Source organism: Niallia sp. XMNu-256 (assembly GCF_036670015.1).
GTDB lineage: Bacteria > Bacillota > Bacilli > Bacillales > Cytobacillaceae > Bacillus_BD.
Window position 1 is genome coordinate 3053663 of the sequence record NZ_CP137636.1, and the last position, 26169, is coordinate 3079831.

Genomic DNA, 26169 nt, shown 5'->3' on the forward strand with positions numbered 1-26169 from the left:
CCATGTTTCTCATCTGACGTAAATGCATGTATTTATTCAATGGAACAAAACTGCATTTATTGTAGTTCCCATTTGTTTTTCTTTAATTATCTTTTAAAAGAAATTCGACAATGCCTTCAAAAATCCTTTTCTTTTTTTAATTTTTCTATATAAAACCGGAAAATCTTTCGTTTTCTTATGATTTCTTTGTTTTTCGACACAATCCATTCCGTTGTCGAAAAATCTTTAAAATCATTTAATACTTTAATCATACCATCATTAAGCATTTTAAAAAAGGCAAAAAAGACGGATTTCTCCGTCTTTTTACCTGTTAAGATGCTTGTTCTTGTGGCCTTTCATAGATATCAATGCCAGCCTCATTTAACATCCATTCAATATGAACACCATAACCGCTTGTAGGATCATTGACGAAAACATGGGTAACTGCACCAATTACTTTGCCGTCTTGGATAATTGGACTTCCACTCATTCCTTGAACAATTCCACCGGTTTTCCCAAGAAGCTCAGGATCCGTTATTTTAATGACCATACCTTTTGTGGCTGGGAATTTTTGGGGAATGGTACTGACAATTTCAATATCAAATAATTTGACCTCATCATTTTCAACTACGGTTAAGATTTGTGCGGGTCCCTCTTTTACTTGATGAGACAGAGCGATTGGCAAGGGCTCGTCCATAATCCCATTTTGAATATCGCGATTGAGTTCTCCAAAAATTCCATAAGGGCTATTTCGTTTAATATTGCCAATAACCTCTTTATCTGAGGAGAATCGAGCTAACTTTTCACCCGGATTTCCATTACTGCCTTTCTCAATTGATGTAACCGTAGACTTAACTATTTGACCATCATCAACAACAATCGGTTTCTTTGTATCCATATCTGAAATTACATGTCCTAAAGCACCATACTTCTTCGATTCTGGATGGTAAAAAGTCATCGTACCGATCCCAGCCGCTGAGTCTCGGATATATAAACCCAGTTTAAAGTTCTCATCGCCTTTTTCTTTTTGCGGCATAAGTTCTGTTTCAATCTTTCCATTTTCTCTAGAAACCGTTAACTTTAACGGTTTATTTGTTTGGCCTGCTTCCTGGACAAAAGGAGCAACATCTTGCATTTTTTCAATCTTTTTCCCATTAATCTCTGTAATGATATCGCCCACTTGAATACCAGCTAGCTCTCCTGGGGATACTTTCCCTTCTTCAGTTGTTACTAGGTGATGTCCAACGACTAAAACGCCTAAAGTATTTAGTTTCACACCAATTGACTGACCGCCAGGAATAACCTTAAAATCCTTTAAAACATTTACATCCACTTTTTTAACGGGCAATCCAGCTAACTCTAAAAACATTTCATTCTTGCCTTGTTTTTTTGCAGATAGTGACACAAACTGTTCATCTTGACTAAGGGCAACAATGAATGGTTCGTTTATTGATGCTGAAACAGGAACAGCTTTATCTATATTTACTTGCTGTCCTTCAAATAATGTAATATGGGTAGGAATATTTATATACTCCTGTACAGGTTTAATAAAACATATAGCAATTAATGAAACAAGGAGAATTCCACCAATTATTTTTCTAAAGAAGTCTTTATTCAAAAACATTCACTCTCCTCGCTTCTAGTCCAAACCGTCTTAATGGCTACATCTTTAATTTTGCCTGCAAGGAGAACATTTATAACCCAACCTTTTATAAAAATACTGTACACATAGGAATATCACGTAAAAACCGAAAGTTATTTCCAAGTAAAAAGAAGTCGTATTCTTTTTGGTTTCATAACTTAACCTTAAATTTCAAAAAAATCTCTGAACCAATCGGCATGGCTACAGAGATTCGTGTACTTTCATTTCTTGAGCGGTTACTAACAATTCTTTTGCATGTTCTTTTGTAATATCGGTTATCTCTACACCTGAGATCATACGGCCGATTTCCTTTATTTTTCCGTCATCGTTTAGTTTTTTCACCCTTGTTCTCGTACGACCTTCAAGGATTTCCTTTTCAATATAAAGATGGGTATCTGACATGGCAGCAACTTGTGGCAAATGTGAAATGCAGAGGACCTGCGAACCAATTGAAACCTTATAGATTTTTTCGGCAATTGCCTGAGCAACTCGCCCACTGACTCCTGTATCCACTTCATCAAAAATAATTGAAGTAATTTCCTGATGTTTGGAAAAAATACTTTTTAATGCAAGCATAATCCGGGAAAGTTCTCCTCCTGAGGCAATCTTTGACAATGGTTTCAATGGTTCTCCAGGATTTGTGGAAATATAAAATTCAACCTGATCCATCCCTGTACTAGAAATATGTGATTCACCACTATTGATATGTACTTCAAAAACAGTTTTTTGCATATATAATTCTTTTAGTTCACGATGAATTGAGTTTGTTAATTTATCCGCTAACCGAGTTCGTAATGTTGTTAACTCTTGTCCTTCAATCATTAAGTCCTTTTTTAAGGATATCAAAACTTTCTTTAACTGATCAATATGACTTTCTTTATTCAGTAGTGTTTCCAATTCTTCCTCAATTTTCGCACCGTATTCTAAAATTCCAGCAATCGATTGCCCATACTTTCGCTTCAATCCATTAATTTCATTTAATCGATTTTCAATTTCATTCAAGCGTTCAGGATCAAACTCCAATAATTCCAATTCTCCTCTAAGGCTTGAAGCTGCTTCTTCTAACATATAATAACTATTGGATACAGATTCAGCCAGTTCTTTATATTCAGAGTTTAATCCTGCTGCATCCTCCAATTGCCCCATGACTAGCCCGATCCAATCCAAACCCTTTTGTTCATCTTTAAGAGCTGAATAACTAGCTTGTATCGCTTCATAAATACGCTCAAAGTTAGAGAGTCGCTTCTTCTCCTCTAATAAAGCTTCATCCTCATCTAATTGTAATTGCGCTTGTTCAATTTCATTTAATTGAAATTGGTATAAATCAACTCTTTGTGCAGTTTGTTGCTCATTTTCAGTTAAACTTTTTAACTTACGTAATGCCTGTTGATATTCATCATAAACTCGTCTATATTCCAATAATGCTGCTGAAATTTTCTTATGTCCAAACTGATCAAGAAGAGAAAGATGCTTAGACTCATCCATTAGTTCTTGATGTTCATGTTGTCCATGTATGTCGACAAGTCTTGCCCCAATTTCACGAAGGATTGAAATCGTCACAAGTTTTCCATTAATTCTACACACACTTTTTCCGCTTTTCGTTATTTCACGGCGCAAGACGATCATTTCGTCTTCGATATCTATTCCTAATTCCTGCGCTTTTGATATGACGGGATGTGTCGATTTCTCAAGTAAAAAAAGGCCTTCAATCTCTGCCCTATTTTCCCCATGGCGCACAAAATCTGAAGACCCTCTTCCACCGACAAGCAAATGAATAGCATCAATAATAATGGACTTGCCTGCTCCTGTTTCACCCGTCAATACGGTTAGTCCCTTTTCAAATGAAATTGAAAGGGTTTCAATGATCGCAAAATTTTTAATTGATAATTCACTAAGCATTTAAAATCCACTCCCCATTAGAGTAAATCAAGAAAACGATTTGAAACAATCTCTGTATCTTTTTCCGTTCTGCAAATCACCAAAATGGTATCATCCCCACTAACTGTCCCAACAACATCATCCCAGTCTAAATTATCAATTAAGGCTGCAATCGCCATTGCATTTCCCGGCAAAGTCTTTAACACGAGAAGATGCCCAGCAGAATCAATACGGACGAATGCATCCATTAAGTTTCGTTTCAATTTCTGCAACGGATTGAAGCGTTGATCAGCGGGTAAACTGTATTTATAGCGTCCATCTGCAAGAGGCACTTTAATTAAATGCAATTCTTTAATGTCGCGTGACACAGTCGCTTGTGTCACATTATAGCCCGCATTTTTTAGCGCTAATACTAAATCATCTTGTGTTTCAATTTCATTATTAGCGATTATATCCCTAATTTTTATATGCCGTTGTCCTTTTGACATCGTATCACCTCTTTAACTGCCCTAACAAAACTACTTCCTATTAACCAATTTCTTTACATTTCAATCGGATCATTTTCAACTTTTATTCTGCTTTTTTCTTTAACACATCATGGGCACTTTGCACAATTTCACTTGGGGTCACCGTTAATTCATTAGTCCCCTGTTGGTCTTCAGCTCGTCCAGACCAGCACATGTGAAGCAGAAATTCAATATTTCCATCGCCACCGGTGATTGGAGAAAATGAAAGATTTTTAATATCAAAACCTATTTGTAAAGCAAAGTCAATGATTTCTGCGATGACTTGCTCGTGAACTTTAGCATCTCTAACGATCCCTTTCTTTCCGACTTGCTCTCTTCCGGCCTCAAATTGCGGCTTTACTAAAGCAACTACATCGCTTCCTGGCACCAATAGAGTTTTCAAAACGGGGAGAATTAATTTTAAAGAGATAAACGATACATCAATAGAGGCAAAGTTAGGCATAGGTCCTTGTAAATCACTAGGCGTTACATAGCGAAAATTAGTCCGTTCCATCACAATGACCCTGTCATCATTGCGAAGTTTCCAAGCCAATTGATTGTATCCAACATCAACAGCATAGGACATGACAGCACCATTTTGCAAAGCACAATCAGTAAAGCCGCCTGTTGAGGAACCGATGTCCAATAAGACTTTTTGGTTAACATCTAAATTAAACTCTTTTAAAGCCTTTTCCAACTTTAAACCTCCCCTACTCACATAGGGGAGAGTTTTTCCTTTGACAGTAAGATTAGAATCAACTGTAATTTTCTCACCTGGCTTATCAAGCCGTTCTTCGTTACTATAGACAATTCCAGCCATGATCGCTCGTTTTGCTTTTTCTCTCGTTTCAAATAGCCCTTGTTCTACTAATAAAACATCTACACGTTCTTTCTTCATCATGTTCAAGCCCTTTTTTGTTTTTTAATCACCATTGAGTCGATTTGTTTAACAATTTCCTCCGGTGTTAATCCAATTTCCACATATAGTTCTTTCACACTTCCATGTTCGACAAAATAATCTGGTATCCCCATGCGAGAGATTTCAGCATGATGGTATCCTTCCTCATGGGCAAACTCTAAAACTGCGCTGCCAAATCCACCTTGTACCGCCGCTTCTTCAATGGTCAGAATCGGTATATTTAATTGGAGCAATGAATGTAACATTTTCGTATCTAACGGTTTGATGAAGCGAGCATTGATTACCTTGACAGAGCTGCCTTGTTTTTCAAGTACAGCAGCGGCCTTCATCGCCATTGGGATTGTCGTACCAAAGGTTAAGATAACGGCATCATGACCTTCTTTCAACACTTCCCATGTTCCGATTTGAATTTCCTTTAAAGTCTCATCTAAAGGTACCCCGATGCCATTGCCACGTGGGAAACGCATACTAATAGGTCCTTCATCATACTTCAGTGCCGTATAAACCATATGTTGACCTTCATTTTCGTCTTTTGGCATCATTAATACCATATTCGGTAAATGACGTAAGAACGAAATATCATAGATTCCATGATGGGTTTCCCCGTCCGCTCCGACAAGACCCGCCCGATCAATTCCGATAAACACATTTAACTTTTGCCGGCAAATATCATGAAGAACTTGATCATAGGCCCGCTGCAAGAAAGTTGAATAGATAGCTAAATAAGGTTTCATTTTTTGTGTTGCTAAGCCAGCGGCAACTGTTGCTGCATGTTGTTCCGCAATACCGACATCAAACATTCGATCTGGAAATTCACTAGCAAATCCTTCCAACTTCGAGCCAACAGGCATCGCTGGTGTAATAGCGACAATCCGTTTATCCTCTCTTGCAAGCTTACGGACGGTTTCACTAACTAGTTTGCTCCAAGCAGGTGGCGATTCAACTGGTTTAATAAAATCACCTGTATCTATTTTATATGGACCTGTTCCATGCCAATTTCCAATTCGATCCGTTTCAGCCGGTTTATACCCTTTTCCCTTTTTCGTTAATACATGAAGAAGAATTGGGCCTTCTGTTTTCTTTGCATAGCTAATTTGCTCAAATAAATCTTCATAATCATGACCATCTACAGGTCCCAAATAGGTAAAGCCCATTTCTTCAAAAAAGACACCCGAAACAAGCAAATATTTCAGACTATCCTTAATCCGCTCTGCTGTGTCCGCTAGTTTTCCTCCCACAGCAGGGACTTTACGCATTAAATATTCTAGTTCATCCTTTGCCCACTGATACTTTCCTGCTGTTCTTAACCGCCCAAGAATTCCATGGAGAGCTCCTACATTTGGTGCAATCGACATTTCATTATCATTTAAAACAACAATCATATTCTTCTTTTCATCACCAATATGATTTAAGGCTTCTAAAGCCATCCCGCCTGTCAGGGCCCCATCCCCAATAACTGGAATAACGTACGAGTCCTCTTGTTTTAAATCTCGCGCAATCGCCATACCCATAGCAGCTGATAAGGAGGTGGAACTATGGCCCGTTTCCCAAACATCGTGAACACTTTCAGCCATTTTTGGAAAGCCGCTTAACCCCTTATATTGTCGTAATGAATCAAACTCACTGGCTCGTCCTGTTAATATTTTATGAACATAGGATTGATGCCCTACATCCCAAAGAATTTTATCTTGAGGACTATCAAAGCACGTATGTAAAGCGATTGTCAGCTCGACAACTCCTAGATTAGGTCCTATATGACCACCCGTAACAGACAGCTTTTCTATTAAAAACTGACGAATGTCTTGACTTAATGCTTCTAATTCTTTAATGGAAAGGTCTTTAAGAAAGGAAGGTTCTTTGATGTTTAAAAGATCCATTCTTTGGATCACTCACTTTCATTACATATTACCAAAATGGTTATAACGAACGATCAATGATTTCGTTTGACTATTAACTCTGTTAACTCTTCCAATATTTGCGTATTTCTACCTATTTTTTTAAGCATTTCTTTAGCCTGTTGATAATGCTGGTCTAAGGCTTCTTCTGCACCACGAACACCTAAAAGAGAAGGATAGGTTGTTTTATGATTTTCACTGTCACTGCCAATAGGCTTTCCAATCACACTTTCATCACCACTAATATCAAGGAGGTCATCACGAATTTGAAAGGCCAATCCTAAATGATAAGCAAATTTCTCCAAGTGTTCCATTTGTTCTTTCGTTGCTTCTGCAATAATTGCCCCTGACAATATACTACAAGTTAATAACTTCCCTGTTTTATGCAAATGAATATATTCTAATTCTTCAAGCGTTAATGCTTTTTCTTCCCCAATCATATCTGCAACTTGTCCACCGACCATGCCCTCAGCTCCTGCAGATTGGGCAAGTAACTGAACTAGTTCTAATTTGCTTTTAAGCGGGATCGAAGTTTCCGGTGCTTGAGCTAGTAATTGAAAACTATAGGTTAAAAGCGCGTCTCCTGCTAAAACCGCATTGGCCTCCCCAAAAACGATGTGGTTTGTCGGCTTGCCTCTTCTTAAATCATCGTCATCCATGCTAGGTAAGTCATCATGGATTAAGGAATAGGTGTGAATCATCTCGATCGCAGCGGCAGCATGAAGGCCGGTCACAGGGTCTTTTTGAAGTGCATCGATGGTAGCAAAAAGTAAAAGTGGCCGAATCCGTTTTCCCCCTGCTTCAAGAGAGTACAACATGGACTCTTTTAAAATATTCGGTGCCTTGAGACCCTCAATACTTTCTCGAAACTGCTTTTCAATTAATTCCTTATACTCCGTTGAAAAGGTATCTAATTGTGTGTTTGGCAAAGCCTATTCCTCCTCTTGCATGGAAAACGTTTGTTTTTGTCCATCAACTGTTAAAATTTGTGTTAATTGCTCCTCAACATTTTTCAACTTATCGTGACAAAGCTTTGATAGCTCCATTCCTTTTTTATAAATAGAAATTGCTTCCTCTAATGGGACATCCCCTTCTTCAAGTTTCTCAACAATGGTTTCTAACTCTTCCATTGCCTCCTCAAATGTGACAGTTTCAGTCTCTTCAGTCACCTTCATCACTCCTCTTTCCCTACTACCTGACAGGTAAGATTACCATCTGTTAGTGCAATTTTGACCGTATCATTTATGTTTGCATCGTTAACGCTTTTTACTAGGTTCCCGTTCTCGTTATAAGTTAAACTGTACCCACGTTCCATTATTTTTAATGGGCTTAATGCCTCAAGAGCCGTTAGTGTGTTTTTAAATTCCGCCTGTTTTTTAGCCAGAATGATCGACATCGCTCGATACAAAGCCCTTGTATTTTTCCTTTGATCTTCAATTGCTTTTTGGATTTTGCTATCTGGATGATTTCTTGACAAACGCTTATCCAATTGCAGTAATTCAGTTTGCTTTGAGGTTATCAGCTTCTTGGAGTTAGTAACAAGTGATTCGGTTGTCCGATCGAGTTGTTCTAGTTTTTGTTCATATAAGCGCTGTGGATAACGGAATGCATACGATTTCTTTATTCGTTCCAGTTGATTTCTTTGGAAACTAACCTTTTCTTTCATTGCCCTCATTAAACGAGTTTGTCTCGTTAATACACGCTCCAGTATCTCTTCAATATGTGGTACTGCGAGTTCTGCTGCGGCTGTTGGGGTAGGTGCCCGTAAATCAGCGACAAAATCGGCAATTGTAAAATCGGTTTCATGTCCAACCGCTGAAATAATCGGTACCTTCGAATGGTGAATCGCTCGGGCCACCACTTCCTCGTTAAAAGCGCATAATTCTTCGATCGAGCCACCGCCACGTCCGATAATTAATACATCGATTCCATATTGTTCGTTATTCGCCTTTTCAATAGCTGTCGCCACAGATGGACCTGCTTGGTCACCTTGAACAAGCGCTGGAAAAATTAAGATTTTTGCAATCGGATAACGACGTTTAATCGTGGTAATGATATCTCGAATAGCAGCACCTGTTGGTGAAGTAACTACACCTACGGTTACAGGAAACTTTGGGATTGGTTTTTTATTTTCAAAATCAAAAAGGCCTTCTATGCTTAGCTTTTCTTTTAATTGTTCGAATGCTAAGTAAAGATCACCAACTCCATCCGGCTGCATTTCCTGAACATAAATTTGGTACTGTCCACTCCCTTCATATACAGAGACATCCCCACGAACTAATATCTTCATTCCATTTTCCGGTGTGAATTTGATTTTACGGTTTGCGCTCGAGAACATCACAGCTAGAATTCGAGCTTTCTCATCTTTTAAGGTAAAATACATATGACCACTGGAATGTTGTTTAAAATTAGAAATTTCCCCTTTTACCATGCAATCGTGCAAATGTGGGTCTACGTCAAATTTTCGTTTTATATATTTCGTTAAGGCCGCAACCGTTAAAAAACGCTTCTCCATTCTATATAAACTCCCTTATCGAATGATTCAACCCTTTTATATTAAGTTAGAGGGGCAGACAAGAATCATTTAATAAAATAATTATATCATTATAGCAATAATTTCATTATTTTTTGTCTTTAAGTGAAGATTTTTCGATTGACTGTTTTACTTTAGAAAGGACACTATTGACAAATTTACTTGATTCATCATCACCAAATATCTTGGCTACTTCGATAGCTTCATTAATAGCCACATTTACAGGAACATCTTCCTCACAATAAATCATTTCATATATAGCCAACCTCATTATATTCCGATCAACATTCGCTAAACGTTCGATGGACCATTTTTCCAAATGATCTTTAAGAATAGAATCAATTTCATCTCGTTGTTCAGCAACTCCTACTACAAGCTTTTCTAAATAGTCATCATTGGACTTGCCATCTAATACATATTGAATGGCTTCTCCAGGTGTCGTTTCATTCATATCGATTTGAAAAATTGCTTGCAACGCCTTTTCTCTAGCGGTTCTTCGTTTCATTTATTTTAACTCCTTTAATAAAGATGCATGAACAATCATAAAAAAAGTGTTTGCTTTAAAATGGCATAACACGTTATGTATTCCTAGCTTATCCAATTTTACCTAACAAGATAATAGCATAAATACAGGAGATTATCACATTCCTTTATCATTTTCTCATAAACTTCCTATTAAGTTACAAAAAAAATACCAAAGACGGGTGTCCTTGGTATTATAAGTTGTTACATTTCATCTTCTATTTCAGGTTCGGGATTTAGCTGTTCAAATTGGATTCCAACTACATGGATATTAATTTCAACGGCATCTAATGCAGTCATATCTAATAATGCCTGACGGATATTGTTTTGGATCCCTTGGGCTACGTTCGGAATGGATACACCAAACTTCATAACGCAATAGACATCCACTTTAATTCCTTCTTCTAATAATTCGACTTTGACACCTTTTCCATGGTTTTTTTTCCCTAACCGTTCTACAACACCTGTAGCAAAGTTGCCTCTCATTTGAGCAACTCCATCAACTTCAGATGCAGCAATTCCGGCAATTACCTCAATTACTTCAGGAGCAATTTCCACTTTTCCCAGACTATTATTACTCGAACTCATTTCAAGAATATTATTTACTGTCATCATGGTACCTCCCTTTTTATTTTTCTGATTTCATTACATCATGCTTTTCTAAAAATTTGGTATTAAATTCGCCACTGACGAATTGTTCATGACTTAATAATCTCATATGAAACGGAATCGTTGTATGAACTCCTTCAATGACAAATTCACTCAACGCTCTCTTCATTTTCGCAATCGCTTCATCACGTGTTTTTCCATGCGTAATAACCTTTGCAATCATAGAATCATAATAAGGAGGAATTATGTACCCAGGATAGACGGCGGAATCAACGCGAACACCTAAACCGCCTGGGGCTAGATACATGTTTATTTTCCCTGCTGAAGGCATAAAATTCTTTTCAGGATTTTCGGCATTAATTCGACATTCGATCGACCATCCGTTAAATGTGACATCGTCTTGTGACAAGCTTAATTTCTCACCAGATGCAACTAAGATTTGTTCTTTTACTAAGTCCGTACCTGTTACCATTTCAGTGACCGGATGTTCTACTTGAATGCGCGTATTCATCTCCATAAAGTAAAATTTACGGTTCTGATAATCATAAATAAATTCTACCGTACCTGCTCCAGTATATTCAACAGCCTTGGCCGCCTTGACTGCAGCTTCGCCCATTTCAGCCCGCATTTCACTATCTAAAGCTGGTGATGGAGACTCCTCTAATAATTTTTGTAAACGTCTCTGAATGGAACAATCACGTTCACCAAGATGAATAACATTGCCATAGTTATCTGCCATTACCTGAATTTCAACATGACGGAAATCCTCTATATATTTTTCAATATAGACTCCGGGATTCCCAAACGCTGTCATCGCTTCTTGTTGAGTGATATTAATTCCTTTGACTAACTCAGCCTCATCACGTGCAACACGAATTCCCTTGCCGCCCCCACCGGCAGTTGCTTTGATAATAACTGGATATTGAATTTCATTTGCTAATTCTATCGCATCTTCAATTGTATCAATGATCCCCTTTGACCCAGGAACAATCGGTACACCAGCCTCTCGCATCGTTTCTCGGGCAATATCCTTTGTTCCCATTTTGGAAATAGCCTCAGGACTTGGACCAACAAAGATAATGTTGCAATCACGGCATAGTTCCGCAAAACCAGCATTTTCAGCGAGAAATCCATAGCCAGGATGAATCGCATTACACCCCGTTAAAGTGGCTACACTAATGATATTTGTGAAGTTTAAATAGCTATCTTTTGAAGCAGTTGGCCCTATACAGTAGGCTTCGTCTGCCAACTGGACATGAAGAGCTTCTTTATCTGCTTCTGAATAAACTGCCACGGTTTCAATGCCTAGCTCCCGACAGGCACGAATAATTCGGACAGCGATTTCCCCTCTATTTGCAATTAATAATTTTTTGATCATTTAAAAAGCCCCTCTTTACTCCGGTTTTACTAAAAATAATGGTTGACCATATTCAACAAGTTGTCCGTTTTTAACTAGAACTTCTACAATTTCACCGTTTACCTCAGCTTCAATTTCATTAAAGAGTTTCATTGCTTCTACAATACATACAATCGAATCTGTAGATACTTTAGAACCAACCTTCACATATGGCTCTGCATCAGGTGATGATGAATGATAGAATGTCCCAACCATTGGAGAAGTGATTTTATGTAAGTTCGTTTCATTTGTTTGGGTTGCTTGTTGGGCAACTGGTTGGCTTTCTGTAGCTACTTGGTTAACAGGCTGTTGTTCTACAACTGGTTGTGGAACTGTAACAGCTACTGGTTGTGGAACGGAATGAACAACTCCAGCTTCCATACCAGATTTCTTCTTAATTTTTATCTTAGAACCTTCTTGTTCAAATGTAAATTCCTCTATAGAAGATTGATCGATCACTTTAATCAATTCTCGAATTTCTTGTACTTTTAACATGGATTAAGATCCTCCTGAACTAAAAAAATTAATACTAGATATTAATATCATACGATAAGATCGAATATAATTACAACATCTGTATTTTGTATATTCTCGTAGAAATTTGTAAAAGGTTAATTTTACCTACTGAATTTGCGTTTAGGCTTTTATTGAACTGTTCATAAAATGCCCATAAAAACTCTGAGACTCCGCTGAACGCGAAAAAGGAGGGTGAAAATATTCTCTCTCACCTCTCCTAGTTACCCCCTACTTATTGAACATTTTGAAATTCAACAACTGCATGAAGTGGTCCTAATTCGCTTCTAACTGTCTGAATAATTTTATTTGCTTCTGTCTTTGATTGCTTTTCAGCCTTAACTGTAATGTTTACTTGGTCGTCATCGGCACGAACGAGAACATCTTCGTAATTCATTGCTTTAATTAATGTTTCAAGTAGTACTTCCTTGTTTGCAATTTCATTTAATTCATTCATTTGTTCTTTTGCTTCGCTACGTTCCTCAGCAGGTAGATCTGTAGATGCTATCTTTTTCTCCAGTTCCTCTTTTAATTGACTACGCTCATCCATTAATTGCATACGCATCGTTTCGAATGCTTCGTCGCCAGCTGCATTTGTAATAATTTCTGCATCTTTTGATTCAGCTTCTTCTGTTTTTGCATCTGGAGCTATTTCTTCATTATCCTTTGTAGTTTCACCCGCTTGTTGCTCTTTTTCCTCTTGCTGATCAACTGCTGCTAACTCATTTTGTTGCTGCTCCGGTGAAGTGATATAGTAGACTGACAATACAACAACCAAACTCAACATTGTTAATAACCAAACGGTTTGCTTCTTCAATAACATTCTTTTACTCCTCCTTCGTTTTCTTCGGCATTACAGCGACACGGTGACTCGGTACATCTAAAACCCGAGTGACAGCTTCAACAATCCACTTTTTCACTTGAATGTTATCAGCACCTTTTGCAACGACAAGGACGCCGCGAATTTCTGGCTTCTTCGTTTCAGCTACAATCGGTACTTCCTTTTCACCATTTTGTATAATCACAAGCTGTTCCTCTATCGATTGGTCTTCAACTTTTCGTTTGCCGCCTTCACGGTCGGTTTCATCAGTTAACTGTGTTTGTGTATTTCTATTTTTCTCAAAAACTTTTGTTTCTGTGGAATCTACATTAACGACAACGGTCACATCGTCTACACCGACAATTGCATCAAGTGCTTCTTTTAACTGTGATTCATATGTTCTCTCATATTCATCTATTAGACTATCCTTTTCTGAATTCTTTTGCCCAAATGTTTCTACATCAGCTTGCTTTTCTTCTCCCCCTCTGCCTAATGTTGGTACCGCTTCTTTTGAAGTTCCATCATTTGAAAGTAGATTACTAATCAACATAAATCCTGTTCCAAATAGGAGAACGAGTATTAAATAAGGATATTTTCCCTTTTTCTTATCAGCAGCATTTTCATCTTTTGAAAATTGCCTCTTTAACCATGACAAAGGTCCCTTTTCCTGTTTCATTATTGTTCCTTGTCCCCCCCTTCTATTTGAAGTTCAATAATCTCTTCATTGATCCTCCATTTATCTGAAAGAAGTTGAATCATTTTGTCCTTTTCAATCTTACTATTTGTTGTTTCCTCTTTAAGTGGCCCATTTGTATTAATATCTATTGGCTTCACCGCTTCAACCGCATTTTCAGCTTCTGCTCCCTCATCTAAATGAATCACTACCTTTTGTAAATTCTCCGGGAAGGGACGTTCATCTGCTTCGTCTACTACTACTTCAAGATCTGTAATGACTACTTCAAATTGATCCATCAACTCCTCCTCTGCGTCCTCTTTAAGTTGGACAGCCATCTGTTCTAAAATATATGCATGATGAGAGGCTTGTATTTCACTTTTTTGCAAATCAATTGAATTTTTTATTTGACCTTCTTTATTTTGTTCCCACATTGGAATGGCTGCCGCAAATGTCTCTTCAAAATCAGTTGAAAATAATTTAAAAATAGGTGTAAGAATGATTGAAATTAATAGCAGTCCAATCACCATTTTTGTATATTTTTGAAATTTAGAGGTCGGCAGGAGCATATCGATTAAAGTAGCAAATAGAACAAATAGAATAATATTTGTAACCCATTCTTTAATAAATTCCATTATTCGCTCACCTACCTAACCATCACTGTTAAGTTTCCAGCTGCAACGATCACGGTAATGCTTAAAAAGAACATTAAAGAGACAATGGCAAGAGCTGCAAATACATAAATAATACTTTTACCAATAATATCAAGACATGATATAATTGGCCCTCCTCCTAATGGCTGTAAAACCGCTGCTGAAAATTTATAGATGAGGGCGATCATAAGAATTTTTACTGCTGGAAAAGCGACAATCATAAGTAATATAGCAACTCCAACGATCCCAACTGTATTTTTTAATAGTACAGAAGCACTTACAACCGTATCGGTTGCATCGGAAAACATCCTTCCGATTACAGGGATGAAATTTCCGGTTATAAACTTAGCTGTTCGAAGGGTTATCCCATCTGTAACAGCGGCTGAGGCACCCTGTACAGAAATCACCCCGAGAAAGATGGTAAAAAATAAGCCTAACAAGGAGATACTTCCATTTCTAAGCAGTTTTGCAAGTTGAGACACTTTATATTGCTCACTTAAGGTGCTGACCACACTTAGTAAGGTGGCTAAAAATAATAATGGCAACACAATCGATTTTATAAATAAACCACTAATATTCATTAGAAATAAAATGACTGGATGAAAAAAGGCTGCTGATACAAGCCCACCTGATGCTGCAATTAATGCTAATAATAATGGGATTAACGCCATAATAAAGCTTGTCATGTTAGTGATAGCTTGAACAGCATAAGTAGTTGCAACATAGAAACTGTTCAATGCTATAATTGCCAACACCATAAACACAACCGCATAGGCTGCTTTACTGATCGCTCCATTTTCAAAAGCGTTTTGTAACGATTGTAAAAACATACTGAAAATGGTTAATATCACTAGAGCTCCTAAAAGCTTGCCATTTGCCACGAATTCATGAAATGCATACTTTAACATTCCTGTAAACCATTCTTTTAAGGAAAATTCCTTCTCACCTTTAATAAAATCATATAAACTTCCCTTTTGACTTTCTGGCAAAAAACCGCCATACTCGTTCATAACATCCTCCCAAAACCCTTTCAATTCATCCAAATTTAATGATTCGATTTGGGAATTGACCGCATCCTGAAGTCCATTTTCCACATGATCATTCTCGAATGGTGTTTGTGGTGAAGCTTGTACAGTAGGAATGAGGAGAAAAAATAGTACCAAAAATAATAGCAGAACAAGAGAAAACCGCTGCTTCATTTCTTTCACCTCTAATTTGAAATTGACCTGTTGCTAAAATCAATCAAATTCTCCCCGTCGAATTGGTGTCCGGATTTTTCTCGAGCTCGCTCAAGAAAATTCCTTAGAAACCCGACATCCATCGAAGGATACTAACTCGGGATTAACTCAATAATGGTCTCAATTAAAACCGTTATAATGGGAATCGCCATTGCTAAAATTAGGATTTTTCCACCTAATTCAATTTTGGCAGCCATCGATCCTTGTCCGGCATCCTTTGTGATTTGTGAGGCAAATTCAGCAATATAAGCAATTCCAATAATTTTCAAGATCGTTTCTAAGTAAATTAAATTTACATTAGCATTAATTGCCAATCTCTCGATCATCGAGATAATGGCTGTGATTTGATCAATTAAAAATAGGAAAATCGCACAGCCTGAAAAAACAATGATAAGAAAGGCAAAGTTCGGTTTCTGTTCTTTTACAATTAAGGCAAGAAAGGTAGCAATGAAGGCGATCCCAATTATTTGAAGAATTTCAATCGGAATTCCCTCCCTTATCCTTGGAATAAAAAGACGGATTTAATTTTCTGGAATAAATCATCAACAATCGAAGCTACCATAAACAAAATATAGATAAAGCCAAATAGTGTCACCCATTGGGCATATTCCTTTTTACCAACTTGATCAAGAATCGTATGTAAAAAGGCGACTACAATTCCGACCCCAGCAATTTTAAAAATAATGTCAACCTCTAACCCCATCTCCTGCTCCTCCTTACCACTACAAAAGTAAAATAATTAATAACAGCCCTGATAAAAAACCAATATTTTTCACCATTTTTTCATATCTAACTTGCTTTTCCCTTGCTTCAGTTTCCTCTCTATCCAGATGGGTCAAGGTAAGCAATATTTGCTTTTGCTGGGAGATTCGATCATGGCGACCTAATGTTTCGCCAAATTGTTTCATGATTTCAAACTCACCTTTTTTTAAAGCGGTTCTCCCCCAGATTTCTTTTAAACTTTCTTCCCAAGCATCTCTAACAGTAGTTTCATTTTCAGACAATTTTCTACTAAACTTTGCAAAGAATTCATTTATAGGTGCTGTTAACTGCTGTGATAATCGTCGAGAGGCTTCATGTAAGGGTGTTTGACCATACATAATTTCGGCTTCTAATGACTGTAAAGCGGTCTTTAATGTCCTCAGTTGTCGTGGTCGTTCGGTCAGTTGTTTTGCTATTTCAAAACCTGTCCATGTTGTGGCGATTAAAATTAAAAGAGCACCTGCTAGTTTTATCATTTATAACACACTCACTTCATTGGTCCTTTTGCCGTTATCATCCAAAACATTTGTAATTGTGCCTGGACCAGAGTCCCTACTTAACAGGATAAATCGCTGGAACACTTTTTCATTTAATAATTTTTCAAGTGTCGGGCGCCTTTTAATTTCATCAAATGATCGACCATGGGTTGTCATTATTAGCTTAATTCCGGCATTTACGGCCTCCATGATGGCTTCTGAATCTTCAGCTCGGCCAATTTCATCGACAATTAATACCTCTGGACTCATGGAGCGAATCATCATCATCATTCCTTCTGCTTTTGGACAAGCATCCAATACATCGACTCTCGGCCCAAAAGTCATTTGTGGAATTCCGGCCACACAGCCTGCGATTTCCGATCGTTCATCCACAATTCCAACCTTCCTTGCTTTCCTTTCAATTGGTGATTTACCACCTGAGATAATTCGGGCAATATCACGTAATAGCGTAGTTTTACCTGTTTGAGGTGGCCCCACAATCATCGTATGAAGCCAATCTCCTTTATATATATCTTTAATAATTCGTTCGGCTATTCCGATTTTTTCCTTGGCGATTCGAATATTAAAGGATGAAACATCCCTAATTGCCTTCACCCTTCCTTCTTCAAGAATGACTTTTCCCGCCAATCCAACGCGATGACCACCTTCAATCGTGATATACCCACGCTTTAATTCCTCCTCTAAGGCGTAAATCGAATGGTGGCTAATTTTATTAAGCAAATGATGGGCATCTTCTAGTTGTACTGTATAAGGAAAATATTGTACCAATCCTTTAGATGAGATCTCTAGTGGTCGATTTACGCGCACACGTATTTCCTCAATTTCATTTAATAAAGTTGGAGGGATTTTGTTAATTTGCTCAGATATAGATCTAGGTAAAAAAGATAGAACGGCTTTCACTAATTAGTTCCTCCTCCACTCAAAATGATTGTTCGCTCACTTAAAATGTATGCCTGCTTGGCCACAATATGACCTTGAAATATGTTTTTTTATTGGGGATTATTTTGTGTAAACACAAAAAAAGCATTAGCTATTTGCTATTGCCTTTGATTGTAAATGTGGAATGCCGCTGTTGCCGCTTTTTTCGTATAGAGTTTCAATACCTGCTCTACCAGGTGGGTGTCCTCATTAAGTTGTTCAACGTCCTGAACTTTGCAGGCATGTTGTTCAACTTAGAATATTGAACTCCCTAAATTGCACTAAAGGTTGAAACTTTATACTTTTGCGTACAACGCAGCTTTATTTGATTAGCTTTATTTTACCGTATTTCCTAATGGGAAACAAGTTGTAAATAGATCTATAAATAACATATTACGGTAATAGATTTAGGCGCGTGAAACATAACTTCCATCACTCGTATTGACGATCAGACGATCGCCTTGATTCACAAAGAATGGCACTTGTACAATTAGGCCGGTTTCAAGTGTCGCTGGCTTTGAACCACCTGAAGCCGTATCCCCTTTGATTCCAGGCTCTGTATCTGTTACTTCTAATTCAACTGTGTTTGGAAGTTCAATCCCAATCGTCTCACCTTGATACATGATAATATGTACTTCCATATTTTCTTTCAGAAACTTTAGTTCATATTCAATCGTCGTTGCAGGTAATTCAATTTGATCATATGACTCATTGTCCATGAATACATGTTGATCGCCATTTGCATATAAGTAGTTCATTCTGCGATTATCAATTTGTGCTTTTCCTACTTTTTCGCCTGCACGGAAAGTTTTCTCTTGGATTGCTCCTGTACGAAGGTTACGAAGTTTCGAGCGAACAAAAGCTGCTCCTTTTCCAGGTTTAACATGTTGGAAATCCATGACGCGCCAGATTCCACCATCTACTTCAATGGTTAAACCAGTGCGAAACTCATTAACTGAAATCATAAATAAATCCTCCTATAATATAATCAGTTCTTTCGTCGAATGCGTTAATCGTTCATTTCCATTTTCGGTTATTAAAGTATCGTCTTCAATTCTAACCCCACCAAGACCTGCTACATATATACCAGGTTCAACGGTTACCACCATTCCAGGTTCAAGTATGTATTCTGATTTCATCGACAGGTTTGGACCTTCATGTACTTCTAGTCCAATGCCATGACCGGTTGAATGTCCAAAATATTCGCCATACCCTTTTTCAGTAATATAATCTCTTGTTAAGGCATCTGCTTCTTTTCCGTTTATTCCCGGTTTAAGACCAGTTAAACCACGCTTTTGTGCTTCATGAACAATGTTATAAATCTCTATCAATTGATGGTCTGGTTTACCCACAGCAATCGTCCGTGTTATATCAGATACATACCCCTTATAATAAGCACCATAATCTAAAGTTACAAAATCTCCTTTTTCAATAAGCTTATCTGTTGCAACTCCATGCGGAAGGGCAGAACGAACACCTGAAGCGACAATGGTATCAAATGAAGAGGAGGTAGCTCCCGCTTTTCTCATAAAGAACTCTAATTCATTCGAAATTTCTAACTCTGATTTTCCAGGTTGAATGAATTTAATAATATGATCAAAGGCAGCATCGGCAATGCTTGCTGCTTCCTTTAATATCTTAATCTCTGACTCACTCTTAATCAAGCGTAATTTTTCAATAATACCTGAAACGGGAACCAATTCTGTTTTAAAGGCTGACTTATACTCCTGATAAGTAGAAAACGTAACATAGTCCTGTTCAAAACCTAGTTTGGTAATCCCAAGCTCATTAATTTTATTTGCAATTTCTTGAGTCATACCCTCTTTTTGCTTAACAATTTCAAACCCGATACATTGCTTTGTTGCTTGTTCAACATAACGAAAATCGGTAATAAATACAGATTTACTGCGACTAATAAGAACTGTTCCGGCAGTGCCAGTAAAGTTGGAAGCGTAGCGACGGTTATTAGGACTTGTAATTAAAATGCCGTCTAATCCACGATCTTCCAAAGCAGCAACAACTTTTTCTATCTTTTCCACGAGAATCCTCCCCTTATCAAAACGGTAAGCTTTAAAAGAGATGACTTACCTTTAACCATGTAAAGGGCCCTTTTTACCTTTTACATGGTTTCTTTCTTTTTGTCATTTTATCATATGGGAATCTTTAGCAAAACCTTATTGCCGTGTTTTTACCTTTGTTTTACTATACCAAACTCAATCGGTAGTCCGGACTACACCTTAATATTCTAAGTACATACATGAAGATAGTGGGGGATCACTGCCGTAAAGCTCCGAAAATGAACACAGACTATATACGCCTAAGCAACTTTTGCGTGATGAGCAAACTGCAGCCTAAAGCTTTCCATCCGTGGGGCTTGAAGAAATCCCCTCAGATGGATGTTCACTTTAAGCTTCAGCTTCCTCTTCTTTTGTCTTTCTATTGCTGATTTCTGATTCCTCATAAGATATGGTATAACCAACAAATAGTCCGTAAAGGACATATAGGCAAAGGGTTGTAACTAATGTATTTACATTTAACTCATTAAATGGCTGAATTCCAGGAAAAATTGGATTTAAAATAAAAAACACAAGCAAAAATAGGGCTAAGCCATATGCAATTCCAACCCACATACTCTTAAATTTTCTTAATAATCCGTAATAAATAAGTGCTGCGACAATTGAAATAGCCCCCATAAAAACGATTGCTATCAACGTTCCCAGCCAACCTCTTTTCCAATCACCAAATGTCCAAGGTTCTAAAATAACACGGGGAGAAATCGATGTGAAATCAAAAATATATGCTAAAAAGGCTAGACTACTAAACACTATTCCCCCAATAAAACCAGTGATCATGACAAGTGTGATAAATGACATCGGTTTTTCTTTTAACTTTTCCCTTTTCTGGATATCTTTACTCATTACTAACACCTCCAAAACTAGTATGTCCTACATCTCCTATTCTTTGCATATCTTGAAGGATTTCTTTTACAAGAATGAAGGTGGGCTATACTGATTTATTTTAGGCTTTTAAATTATTTTTAAATTTTTGTATATTAACTTATTGATTTATTCAGAATATTAATACATAATTATTAAAATAGTAATTTTTAAAATTTGATCAAACCGATATGATAGCAGTATTCTCATTTTTAGAGTAAAATAAGGTTGGATGAAGGTTTTTATTTGAACTTTCCCTCAAATCGTATTAGTTTTAGTTGTGTGACCTATATCCCCCTATTCCCAAAAAGAGAATTTTAAATTTAGATCTCTTTCCGAACTCTGTATAGATTCGAACTTCAACCACTGTACAATAAAAAGAATAAACATTTTTTTATAACTCCTTGGTAGATAAGTTTAAAAATTATAAAAATGGCTCATCATGCTCATTAGGGAGGTGGCTTTCTTGAAAAATCGGATTTTCAATTACATTGTATTTGGTGTTATCGGTCTCGCAGTTTTTGGCATACTGTCACAGATTATTTATAATCCAGCCGTTTTTTTCAAAGGAATTGCTATTACGCTTGGAATTGCAGCAGTTATTTTCTTTGTTGTTAAGCTAATTTATAAGCCTAGCCCGGCAAAGCGTGAACAACGGGCATTTATAAAAGCAGCGAAAAAATCAGCAAAAAGAAAACAACAAAATGTTGCGATCCCACAAAATCGAATGAAAATGAAGACTACACCTAAAAAGACAAGTACTTTAACACCTATTAAAAGTGCTCGTGCATTAAGGAAGAAAAAGGATCAGCCTCAATTAACTGTAATTGAAGGAAAAAAAGGGAAAAAGAAAAATCGTGCCTCATTTTTATGAGACACGTTTTTTTTTGCTTTCGATACAACAGCATTTGCTGAACGAGGTTAAATCACCTTTTTATTAAACCTCCAGGATTCAAAGAACTTATTCGCACTATCCCGTCCTTGTTTAAGTAATGTTTGTTTTTTAGTTTCTGTTAAGGCAAATTCAGTTGTGGCAACTCCTGCTGTTGGAATAAAGATGATATCTTTTTCGTGTTTTCGAGAAATGTAACGAGCATCATGGGCATCTTTCATCGTTTCAAATAACGCGGTAAATAACTGAATCGCATTTTTTATTTTATTCTTTGGCAGATCCTCCATATTATGACTAAGTTTAATTCCTATAACTGGTCTTACTCGATCAACATTATCATCATCAAATAACCACATCGGAAAGTTACTTAATACTCCCCCATCAACAATAATGCTACTTTCCTTTTTGGACTTTAATGTGACTGGTTCAAAAAAATAGGGCAGGCTGCAACTCATTCTCACGGCTTTGGCGATTGAAAAGGAATGGGGATCAATTCCATATTTGACAAGGTCATCAGGTAAGATCATCAAACGGCCATTTGTAATATCGGAGGCAACAAATCTTAAATGTTGACGAGGAAGATCTGCAAATGTACGCAGACCTTTTCTTGCTAATATTTCTTCAAGCCACTTTTCTAATGCATTGCCTTTATATAAACCGAGACGAAAATACAATAGAATCCATTTTGCCACTGAGTAAGGTAGGATGGTTTTCCGCTCATCCAGCAAAATTTTCAAATCGAGTTCATCAAGCAATCCGTCAATTTCCTTACTACTATATCTAGCGGCAATAAGGGAGGCGATAATTGCACCTGCGCTAGCTCCGGCTACCCGCTTAAATTTGTATCCCCGTTTTTCGATTTCCTCTATGGCCCCAATTAAAGCAATCCCTTTAATGCCCCCTCCAGAAAAAACACCATCTATATACACGGCAGCCACTCCTAAAGATGTATTTACTGTTATCATCTTTAATCCGTTAGCCACCCAAATAGTACATTGGACAATTAAAAGTACGGAAAATATTTTTCTTTGAAACAAAAAAGGACGGAAACTTTTAGCTTCCATCCTTTTCATATGAAAAATTATAGACCACATTTCAATTGAGCATTACAGTTCGTACATGTATTACATCCGCCAATTTCTTCAACTGTTCCTTTGCGACACACCGGACATGTGTCACCGACTTCCGAGCCAATTGTAACAGAAGTTGAACGCAGATCATTGATCGTATCAATTAAGACTACATGTGGTTTTTCGGTTGTTTTTGTATGTGTGTCTTTTTTATTATAGGTTTCATCTAATTGATTGTCTTCAGCTTTAAGTGTCAGAACTTGCGTATCACGTGATCCGTCTACATAAACCGTACCACCTTTGGCCCCGCCTTTATAAAGACGCTCGTAAACCTTTTCTACTTGTTCCACACTATAGCCTTTTGGTGCATTTACTGTCTTACTGATGGAACTATCAATCCACCGTTGGATAACACATTGAGTATCAGCGTGTGCTTCAGGTTTTAATTCCATAGCCGCTACGAACCAATGTGGAAGGTTTTCTGGGTCTGCTTCTGGATTTCTATCTAAATATTCTTGAACGATGTCTGCTTTCACTTCAATAAACTTACCTAAACGTCCACTTCTAAAGTAAGAGAAGGAGAAGTAAGGTTCAAGTCCTGTTGATACACCTACCATTGTACCCGTGGATCCAGTAGGAGCAACAGTTAATAGGTGTGAATTACGAATTCCGTTTTCTAAAATTGATTGTCTAATGTCTTCAGGCATTTTCTTCATATAACCAGTGTTAATAAATGCCTCACGTAGACGGTTTGTTTCTTCCTCTGTTTTACCTGTTAAGAATGGGAAGCTTCCCTTTTCCTTACCAAGTTCAACAGATGTACGGTAAGCCGTTGTTGCGATCACTTCAAAAACCTGATCAACCAGTTTATTTCCTTCTTCAGAACCGTATTCTGTTTCACAATAAATGAGCAAGTCATGTAATCCCATCACACCTAAACCAACACGACGCTCACCAAGTGCTTGTTTTTTATTTTCTTCTAAGAAGTACGGTGTCGCATTGATCACATTATCCTGCATGCGCACGCCAACTTCGACTGTTTTCTTCAACTTTTCAAAGTTCACTGTTTTTGTTTCTTTATCAGCCATTTCAGCTAAGTTAACCGCTGCAAGGTTACATACAGAATATGGTGCGAGAGGTTGTTCCAATTTTGTTATCCTAAAGGTTTTTTATCCTCTAGTTCTTACAGTTGAATTCCTGTAAGTTCAGCATAACTTTTCATTACACAGTGTGTAATGTTGCGGCCTCGTGCGCTACATTCCTGTAGTCGGGTGATTACTCGATCCCGAAGCATTATATTCCTACAATATTTAATTCTTTTAAAATACTGTAGGTTTCAGCTCGTATGCGTTGCCCCTGACTAACCCTTTACTGTTAGCCTTCGGTTCGGATTAGCATCTCAGCCTTCCCGCTTAATTCCGCAATTTTTTTAACGTGAGGCAAACTAAGCTACTCTACCACACGGATTTGTTGCAACGACTTTTTGTCCATATGCAGTTGCATTTGTCATGTCGTTGGCATTATCAATAAAGAAAATTCCAGGCTCTGCTGAGTAAGTTGCACAAATATTGATCAAGTTCCAAAGTTCTTTCGCTCTGATTGTCTTGTATGTGCGAACTTTATAACCAAGTTTTTCCCACTCGCGAACATCGCCGACTTTATGCCATTCTTCATTGTAAATCTTCATTTCCTCAGGAGTATAGCCTTCAACATCCGGGAAGCGTAACTCGTACTCAGCGTCATTTTCAACTGCTTCCATGAATTCTTTTGTTAAGCAAACAGAAATGTTCGCTCCTGTCAAAAATTCTGAGTTATGAACCGCATATGTTCCACCAGTGGCTAGCGTATCTTCAGCGTGTGCAATGATACTTTCACTGAATCCACCTAATCCTGGAATATGTTTATAATTAATTATCCCTTGATACATCGCTTTTTCTTGCTCTGTTAAAGGAGTAAATTTCAATTTATCTTTTGCCAGCTTCTTAATTTTCTCATCTTCTGTATTTTCAATTAGAAAACGTAAAATGCGTGGATTTTGCATTTTAGAAATAATGAATTCAATAATATCTGGATGCCAGTCACTAAGCATGATCATTTGTGCTAGGTTGTTACATTGGTTCGCTACACCAATTCTCTATGTTTCCATAGAGCTCAGACCATATCATACATCAATTGGATGTCCTCGCGCTTCGGAATCGCTTGATTCCTACTCTACTCCCTTCCGTAAAAACGTGGTTTCGATGGTCGTTGAACCTTTTCCATTGACAGGAACTTGGCTGCTGATTACCCATATATCTTTATCATTTTTGGACCTTCACGATTGCTGTTTCCAGCTGCGTTGTGGTTGATAAAGCTTTAGGGTGTTCCAGCAATTCACGAGGTTTATTTATAGACGAGGCACACTTATGCTGCTTTACCACGTCTGGATCCGCCTTGCTCAACCAAATGAGTCAATTTCGCAATATCATCTAACCATGATACTGAACCAGATGATTTGCCGTTGACGCCTTTTGCCAAGGTGTTACGAGGTCTTAGAGTAGATCCATTTGTTCCTACACCACCGCCTCGGCTCATGATTTCCATGACTTGCTTACGGTGCTCTGAAATTCCTTCGCGCGAATCTTGAATATATGGCATTACGTAACAATTAAAGTAAGTAACGTCTGTATCAGCGCCCGCACCATATAATACACGGCCAGCCGGAATAAAGTTTAAGCTCACCAATTCATGGTAAAACTTTTCAAACCATTCCTTACGCTTTTCCTCGGTTTCTTCAACAGAGGCCAATCCTGTCGCATTCCGTTTTGCAATCTGCTCATAGTAAATTTCAAGCGGCTTCTCGATGACATCAAGCGGACGGGTAATCACTCCTGTTTTTGCTTCAGAAGGATCATCTAACACGGCTCTAAACTCTTCTTCAACCAATACTTTAGCTGATTTCTTTTCCCAATCAATATCAAGAATAAATCCAAGACCACGTGCTGGAAATTTAGGATCTTCCTTAATCGTTAAAACAACAAAATCTCCGTTGGCCAACGTCAATTTTTCAGTATCTTTGAACGTATAACGATCAAGCATAACAAGACGTGAAACCCCTTTATGGGTAATTTTCATATCTGGAGTAATGGGATGTACTTGAGGAAATAGTCCAATATCCTTGTTTAATCGTTCCACATCCAAATTCATTTTTTGTCCAAGCACCACAGACATATATACAACTCCTTCAAATAGTTTCCATGTAAAGATCTAGTTGTGAACTAACATAAAGATCCATGGTTGACTATGTTTCTTTCATGTAATCCTAAATTATCATATTAA

At 37.5% G+C, this 26169-nt stretch carries 26 protein-coding genes, 1 other RNA gene and 3 pseudogenes; 1 reads left to right on the forward strand and 29 read right to left on the reverse strand.

Features of this window, described 5'->3' with window-relative positions; all coding sequences use genetic code 11:
• Nucleotides 1-116: 116 nt before the first annotated feature.
• From R4Z10_RS15545 to R4Z10_RS15665, 25 genes are all read right to left on the reverse strand, one after another.
• Nucleotides 117-251 carry a hypothetical protein gene (locus R4Z10_RS15545; RefSeq protein ID WP_338470206.1) on the reverse strand — a complete coding sequence of 45 codons (135 nt, stop codon included), beginning with the start codon at nt 249-251 and terminating at the stop codon, nt 117-119.
• Nucleotides 252-310: 59 nt separating this feature from the next.
• Nucleotides 311-1603, reverse strand: a complete 1293-nt coding sequence (spoIVB, locus tag R4Z10_RS15550; protein ID WP_338470207.1) for a SpoIVB peptidase — start codon at nt 1601-1603, stop codon at nt 311-313.
• Nucleotides 1604-1822: 219 nt separating this feature from the next.
• Nucleotides 1823-3520 carry a DNA repair protein RecN gene (recN, locus tag R4Z10_RS15555; RefSeq protein ID WP_338470208.1) on the reverse strand — a complete coding sequence of 566 codons (1698 nt, stop codon included), beginning with the start codon at nt 3518-3520 and terminating at the stop codon, nt 1823-1825.
• A gap of 17 nt (nt 3521-3537) precedes the next feature.
• A complete protein-coding gene (gene argR, locus R4Z10_RS15560) occupies nt 3538-3987 on the reverse strand; it encodes a transcriptional regulator ArgR (protein ID WP_338470209.1) in 450 nt (149 codons plus the stop codon).
• An 82-nt stretch (nt 3988-4069) separates the two neighbouring features.
• The gene (locus R4Z10_RS15565; RefSeq protein WP_338470210.1) at nt 4070-4903 is read right to left on the reverse strand and encodes a TlyA family RNA methyltransferase; all 834 of its coding nucleotides are present in this window, start codon (nt 4901-4903) and stop codon (nt 4070-4072) included.
• 5 nt (nt 4904-4908) lie between these two features.
• Entirely contained in the window at nt 4909-6801 is a 1893-nt protein-coding gene (gene dxs / locus R4Z10_RS15570; protein WP_338470211.1) for a 1-deoxy-D-xylulose-5-phosphate synthase, read from the reverse strand.
• A gap of 53 nt (nt 6802-6854) precedes the next feature.
• Nucleotides 6855-7748: a polyprenyl synthetase family protein gene (locus tag R4Z10_RS15575; protein ID WP_338470212.1), complete on the reverse strand. Its 894-nt coding sequence runs from the start codon at nt 7746-7748 to the stop codon at nt 6855-6857.
• Nucleotides 7749-7751: 3 nt separating this feature from the next.
• On the reverse strand, nt 7752-7988 hold the full coding sequence (gene xseB / locus R4Z10_RS15580; RefSeq protein WP_338470213.1) for an exodeoxyribonuclease VII small subunit: 237 nt from the start codon (nt 7986-7988) through the stop codon (nt 7752-7754).
• Nucleotides 7989-7993: 5 nt separating this feature from the next.
• Nucleotides 7994-9334 carry an exodeoxyribonuclease VII large subunit gene (gene xseA, locus R4Z10_RS15585; protein WP_338470214.1) on the reverse strand — a complete coding sequence of 447 codons (1341 nt, stop codon included), beginning with the start codon at nt 9332-9334 and terminating at the stop codon, nt 7994-7996.
• A 106-nt stretch (nt 9335-9440) separates the two neighbouring features.
• Nucleotides 9441-9857: a transcription antitermination factor NusB gene (gene nusB, locus R4Z10_RS15590; protein WP_338470215.1), complete on the reverse strand. Its 417-nt coding sequence runs from the start codon at nt 9855-9857 to the stop codon at nt 9441-9443.
• A gap of 221 nt (nt 9858-10078) precedes the next feature.
• Nucleotides 10079-10486, reverse strand: coding sequence for an Asp23/Gls24 family envelope stress response protein (locus R4Z10_RS15595; RefSeq protein WP_338470216.1), 408 nt, complete (start codon nt 10484-10486; stop codon nt 10079-10081).
• Between the two features lie 16 nt (nt 10487-10502).
• Entirely contained in the window at nt 10503-11861 is a 1359-nt protein-coding gene (gene accC, locus R4Z10_RS15600; RefSeq protein ID WP_338470217.1) for an acetyl-CoA carboxylase biotin carboxylase subunit, read from the reverse strand.
• Between the two features lie 15 nt (nt 11862-11876).
• Nucleotides 11877-12374, reverse strand: a complete 498-nt coding sequence (gene accB, locus R4Z10_RS15605; RefSeq protein WP_338470218.1) for an acetyl-CoA carboxylase biotin carboxyl carrier protein — start codon at nt 12372-12374, stop codon at nt 11877-11879.
• A 253-nt stretch (nt 12375-12627) separates the two neighbouring features.
• On the reverse strand, nt 12628-13215 hold the full coding sequence (locus R4Z10_RS15610) for a SpoIIIAH-like family protein (protein ID WP_338470219.1): 588 nt from the start codon (nt 13213-13215) through the stop codon (nt 12628-12630).
• A 4-nt stretch (nt 13216-13219) separates the two neighbouring features.
• Nucleotides 13220-13888, reverse strand: a complete 669-nt coding sequence (gene spoIIIAG, locus R4Z10_RS15615; RefSeq protein WP_338470220.1) for a stage III sporulation protein AG — start codon at nt 13886-13888, stop codon at nt 13220-13222.
• On the reverse strand, nt 13888-14520 hold the full coding sequence (gene spoIIIAF, locus R4Z10_RS15620) for a stage III sporulation protein AF (RefSeq protein WP_338470221.1): 633 nt from the start codon (nt 14518-14520) through the stop codon (nt 13888-13890). Before spoIIIAF ends, spoIIIAG begins: the two co-directional genes overlap by 1 nt.
• 11 nt (nt 14521-14531) lie before the next feature.
• Nucleotides 14532-15737 (reverse strand): stage III sporulation protein AE, encoded by a 1206-nt coding sequence (gene spoIIIAE / locus R4Z10_RS15625; protein WP_338470222.1) that lies wholly within the window; start codon nt 15735-15737, stop codon nt 14532-14534.
• A gap of 131 nt (nt 15738-15868) precedes the next feature.
• On the reverse strand, nt 15869-16264 hold the full coding sequence (spoIIIAD, locus tag R4Z10_RS15630) for a stage III sporulation protein AD (RefSeq protein WP_338473258.1): 396 nt from the start codon (nt 16262-16264) through the stop codon (nt 15869-15871).
• Between the two features lie 8 nt (nt 16265-16272).
• A complete protein-coding gene (gene spoIIIAC, locus R4Z10_RS15635) occupies nt 16273-16479 on the reverse strand; it encodes a stage III sporulation protein AC (protein ID WP_009794945.1) in 207 nt (68 codons plus the stop codon).
• 19 nt (nt 16480-16498) lie between these two features.
• Entirely contained in the window at nt 16499-17014 is a 516-nt protein-coding gene (spoIIIAB, locus tag R4Z10_RS15640) for a stage III sporulation protein SpoIIIAB (RefSeq protein WP_338470223.1), read from the reverse strand.
• Nucleotides 17015-17935, reverse strand: coding sequence for a stage III sporulation protein AA (gene spoIIIAA / locus R4Z10_RS15645; protein ID WP_338470224.1), 921 nt, complete (start codon nt 17933-17935; stop codon nt 17015-17017). It abuts the gene before it with no gap.
• Nucleotides 17936-18094: 159 nt separating this feature from the next.
• Nucleotides 18095-18278: non-coding RNA, 6S RNA (ssrS, locus tag R4Z10_RS15650), on the reverse strand.
• An 82-nt stretch (nt 18279-18360) separates the two neighbouring features.
• Entirely contained in the window at nt 18361-18918 is a 558-nt protein-coding gene (gene efp, locus R4Z10_RS15655; RefSeq protein ID WP_338470225.1) for an elongation factor P, read from the reverse strand.
• A gap of 12 nt (nt 18919-18930) precedes the next feature.
• On the reverse strand, nt 18931-19992 hold the full coding sequence (locus tag R4Z10_RS15660; protein WP_338470226.1) for a Xaa-Pro peptidase family protein: 1062 nt from the start codon (nt 19990-19992) through the stop codon (nt 18931-18933).
• Between the two features lie 366 nt (nt 19993-20358).
• Nucleotides 20359-20871 carry a YqhR family membrane protein gene (locus R4Z10_RS15665; protein ID WP_338470227.1) on the reverse strand — a complete coding sequence of 171 codons (513 nt, stop codon included), beginning with the start codon at nt 20869-20871 and terminating at the stop codon, nt 20359-20361.
• A gap of 484 nt (nt 20872-21355) precedes the next feature.
• On the opposite strand from R4Z10_RS15665, the gene R4Z10_RS15670 reads away from it, so the two are divergent.
• Nucleotides 21356-21763, forward strand: a complete 408-nt coding sequence (locus R4Z10_RS15670; RefSeq protein WP_338470228.1) for an SA1362 family protein — start codon at nt 21356-21358, stop codon at nt 21761-21763.
• A gap of 47 nt (nt 21764-21810) precedes the next feature.
• On the opposite strand, the gene R4Z10_RS15675 is transcribed toward R4Z10_RS15670, so the two are convergent.
• The 4 genes and pseudogenes from R4Z10_RS15675 to R4Z10_RS15690 all read right to left on the reverse strand — a co-directional run.
• Entirely contained in the window at nt 21811-22710 is a 900-nt protein-coding gene (locus R4Z10_RS15675) for a patatin-like phospholipase family protein (protein WP_338473259.1), read from the reverse strand.
• Nucleotides 22711-22862: 152 nt separating this feature from the next.
• Nucleotides 22863-23996 (reverse strand): annotated as a pseudogene (locus R4Z10_RS15680) (ribonucleotide-diphosphate reductase subunit alpha); the annotation flags it as partial.
• A gap of 311 nt (nt 23997-24307) precedes the next feature.
• A pseudogene (locus R4Z10_RS15685) lies at nt 24308-24952 on the reverse strand (ribonucleotide-diphosphate reductase subunit alpha); the annotation flags it as partial.
• A 314-nt stretch (nt 24953-25266) separates the two neighbouring features.
• Nucleotides 25267-26061, reverse strand: a pseudogene (locus R4Z10_RS15690) (ribonucleotide reductase N-terminal alpha domain-containing protein); the annotation flags it as partial.
• Nucleotides 26062-26169: the final 108 nt, after the last annotated feature.

Coding starts and splice junctions, on each gene's coding strand:
- R4Z10_RS15595 (WP_338470216.1), bottom strand. CDS start 10,486: ATGACAGTAAATAATATTCTTGAAATGAGTTCGAGTAATAATAGTCTG.
- accB (WP_338470218.1), bottom strand. CDS start 12,374: ATGTTAAAAGTACAAGAAATTCGAGAATTGATTAAAGTGATCGATCAA.
- spoIIIAF (WP_338470221.1), bottom strand. CDS start 14,520: ATGGAATTTATTAAAGAATGGGTTACAAATATTATTCTATTTGTTCTA.
- R4Z10_RS15545 (WP_338470206.1), bottom strand. CDS start 251: ATGATTAAAGTATTAAATGATTTTAAAGATTTTTCGACAACGGAATGG.
- recN (WP_338470208.1), bottom strand. CDS start 3,520: ATGCTTAGTGAATTATCAATTAAAAATTTTGCGATCATTGAAACCCTT.
- nusB (WP_338470215.1), bottom strand. CDS start 9,857: ATGAAACGAAGAACCGCTAGAGAAAAGGCGTTGCAAGCAATTTTTCAA.
- R4Z10_RS15665 (WP_338470227.1), bottom strand. CDS start 20,871: ATGAGTAAAGATATCCAGAAAAGGGAAAAGTTAAAAGAAAAACCGATG.
- spoIIIAE (WP_338470222.1), bottom strand. CDS start 15,737: ATGAAGCAGCGGTTTTCTCTTGTTCTGCTATTATTTTTGGTACTATTT.
- spoIVB (WP_338470207.1), bottom strand. CDS start 1,603: ATGTTTTTGAATAAAGACTTCTTTAGAAAAATAATTGGTGGAATTCTC.
- spoIIIAC (WP_009794945.1), bottom strand. CDS start 16,479: ATGGGGTTAGAGGTTGACATTATTTTTAAAATTGCTGGGGTCGGAATT.
- spoIIIAG (WP_338470220.1), bottom strand. CDS start 13,888: ATGAAACAGGAAAAGGGACCTTTGTCATGGTTAAAGAGGCAATTTTCA.
- accC (WP_338470217.1), bottom strand. CDS start 11,861: ATGATCAAAAAATTATTAATTGCAAATAGAGGGGAAATCGCTGTCCGA.
- efp (WP_338470225.1), bottom strand. CDS start 18,918: ATGATTTCAGTTAATGAGTTTCGCACTGGTTTAACCATTGAAGTAGAT.
- argR (WP_338470209.1), bottom strand. CDS start 3,987: ATGTCAAAAGGACAACGGCATATAAAAATTAGGGATATAATCGCTAAT.
- spoIIIAB (WP_338470223.1), bottom strand. CDS start 17,014: ATGATAAAACTAGCAGGTGCTCTTTTAATTTTAATCGCCACAACATGG.
- R4Z10_RS15610 (WP_338470219.1), bottom strand. CDS start 13,215: ATGTTATTGAAGAAGCAAACCGTTTGGTTATTAACAATGTTGAGTTTG.
- xseA (WP_338470214.1), bottom strand. CDS start 9,334: ATGGAGAAGCGTTTTTTAACGGTTGCGGCCTTAACGAAATATATAAAA.
- R4Z10_RS15565 (WP_338470210.1), bottom strand. CDS start 4,903: ATGAAGAAAGAACGTGTAGATGTTTTATTAGTAGAACAAGGGCTATTT.
- dxs (WP_338470211.1), bottom strand. CDS start 6,801: ATGGATCTTTTAAACATCAAAGAACCTTCCTTTCTTAAAGACCTTTCC.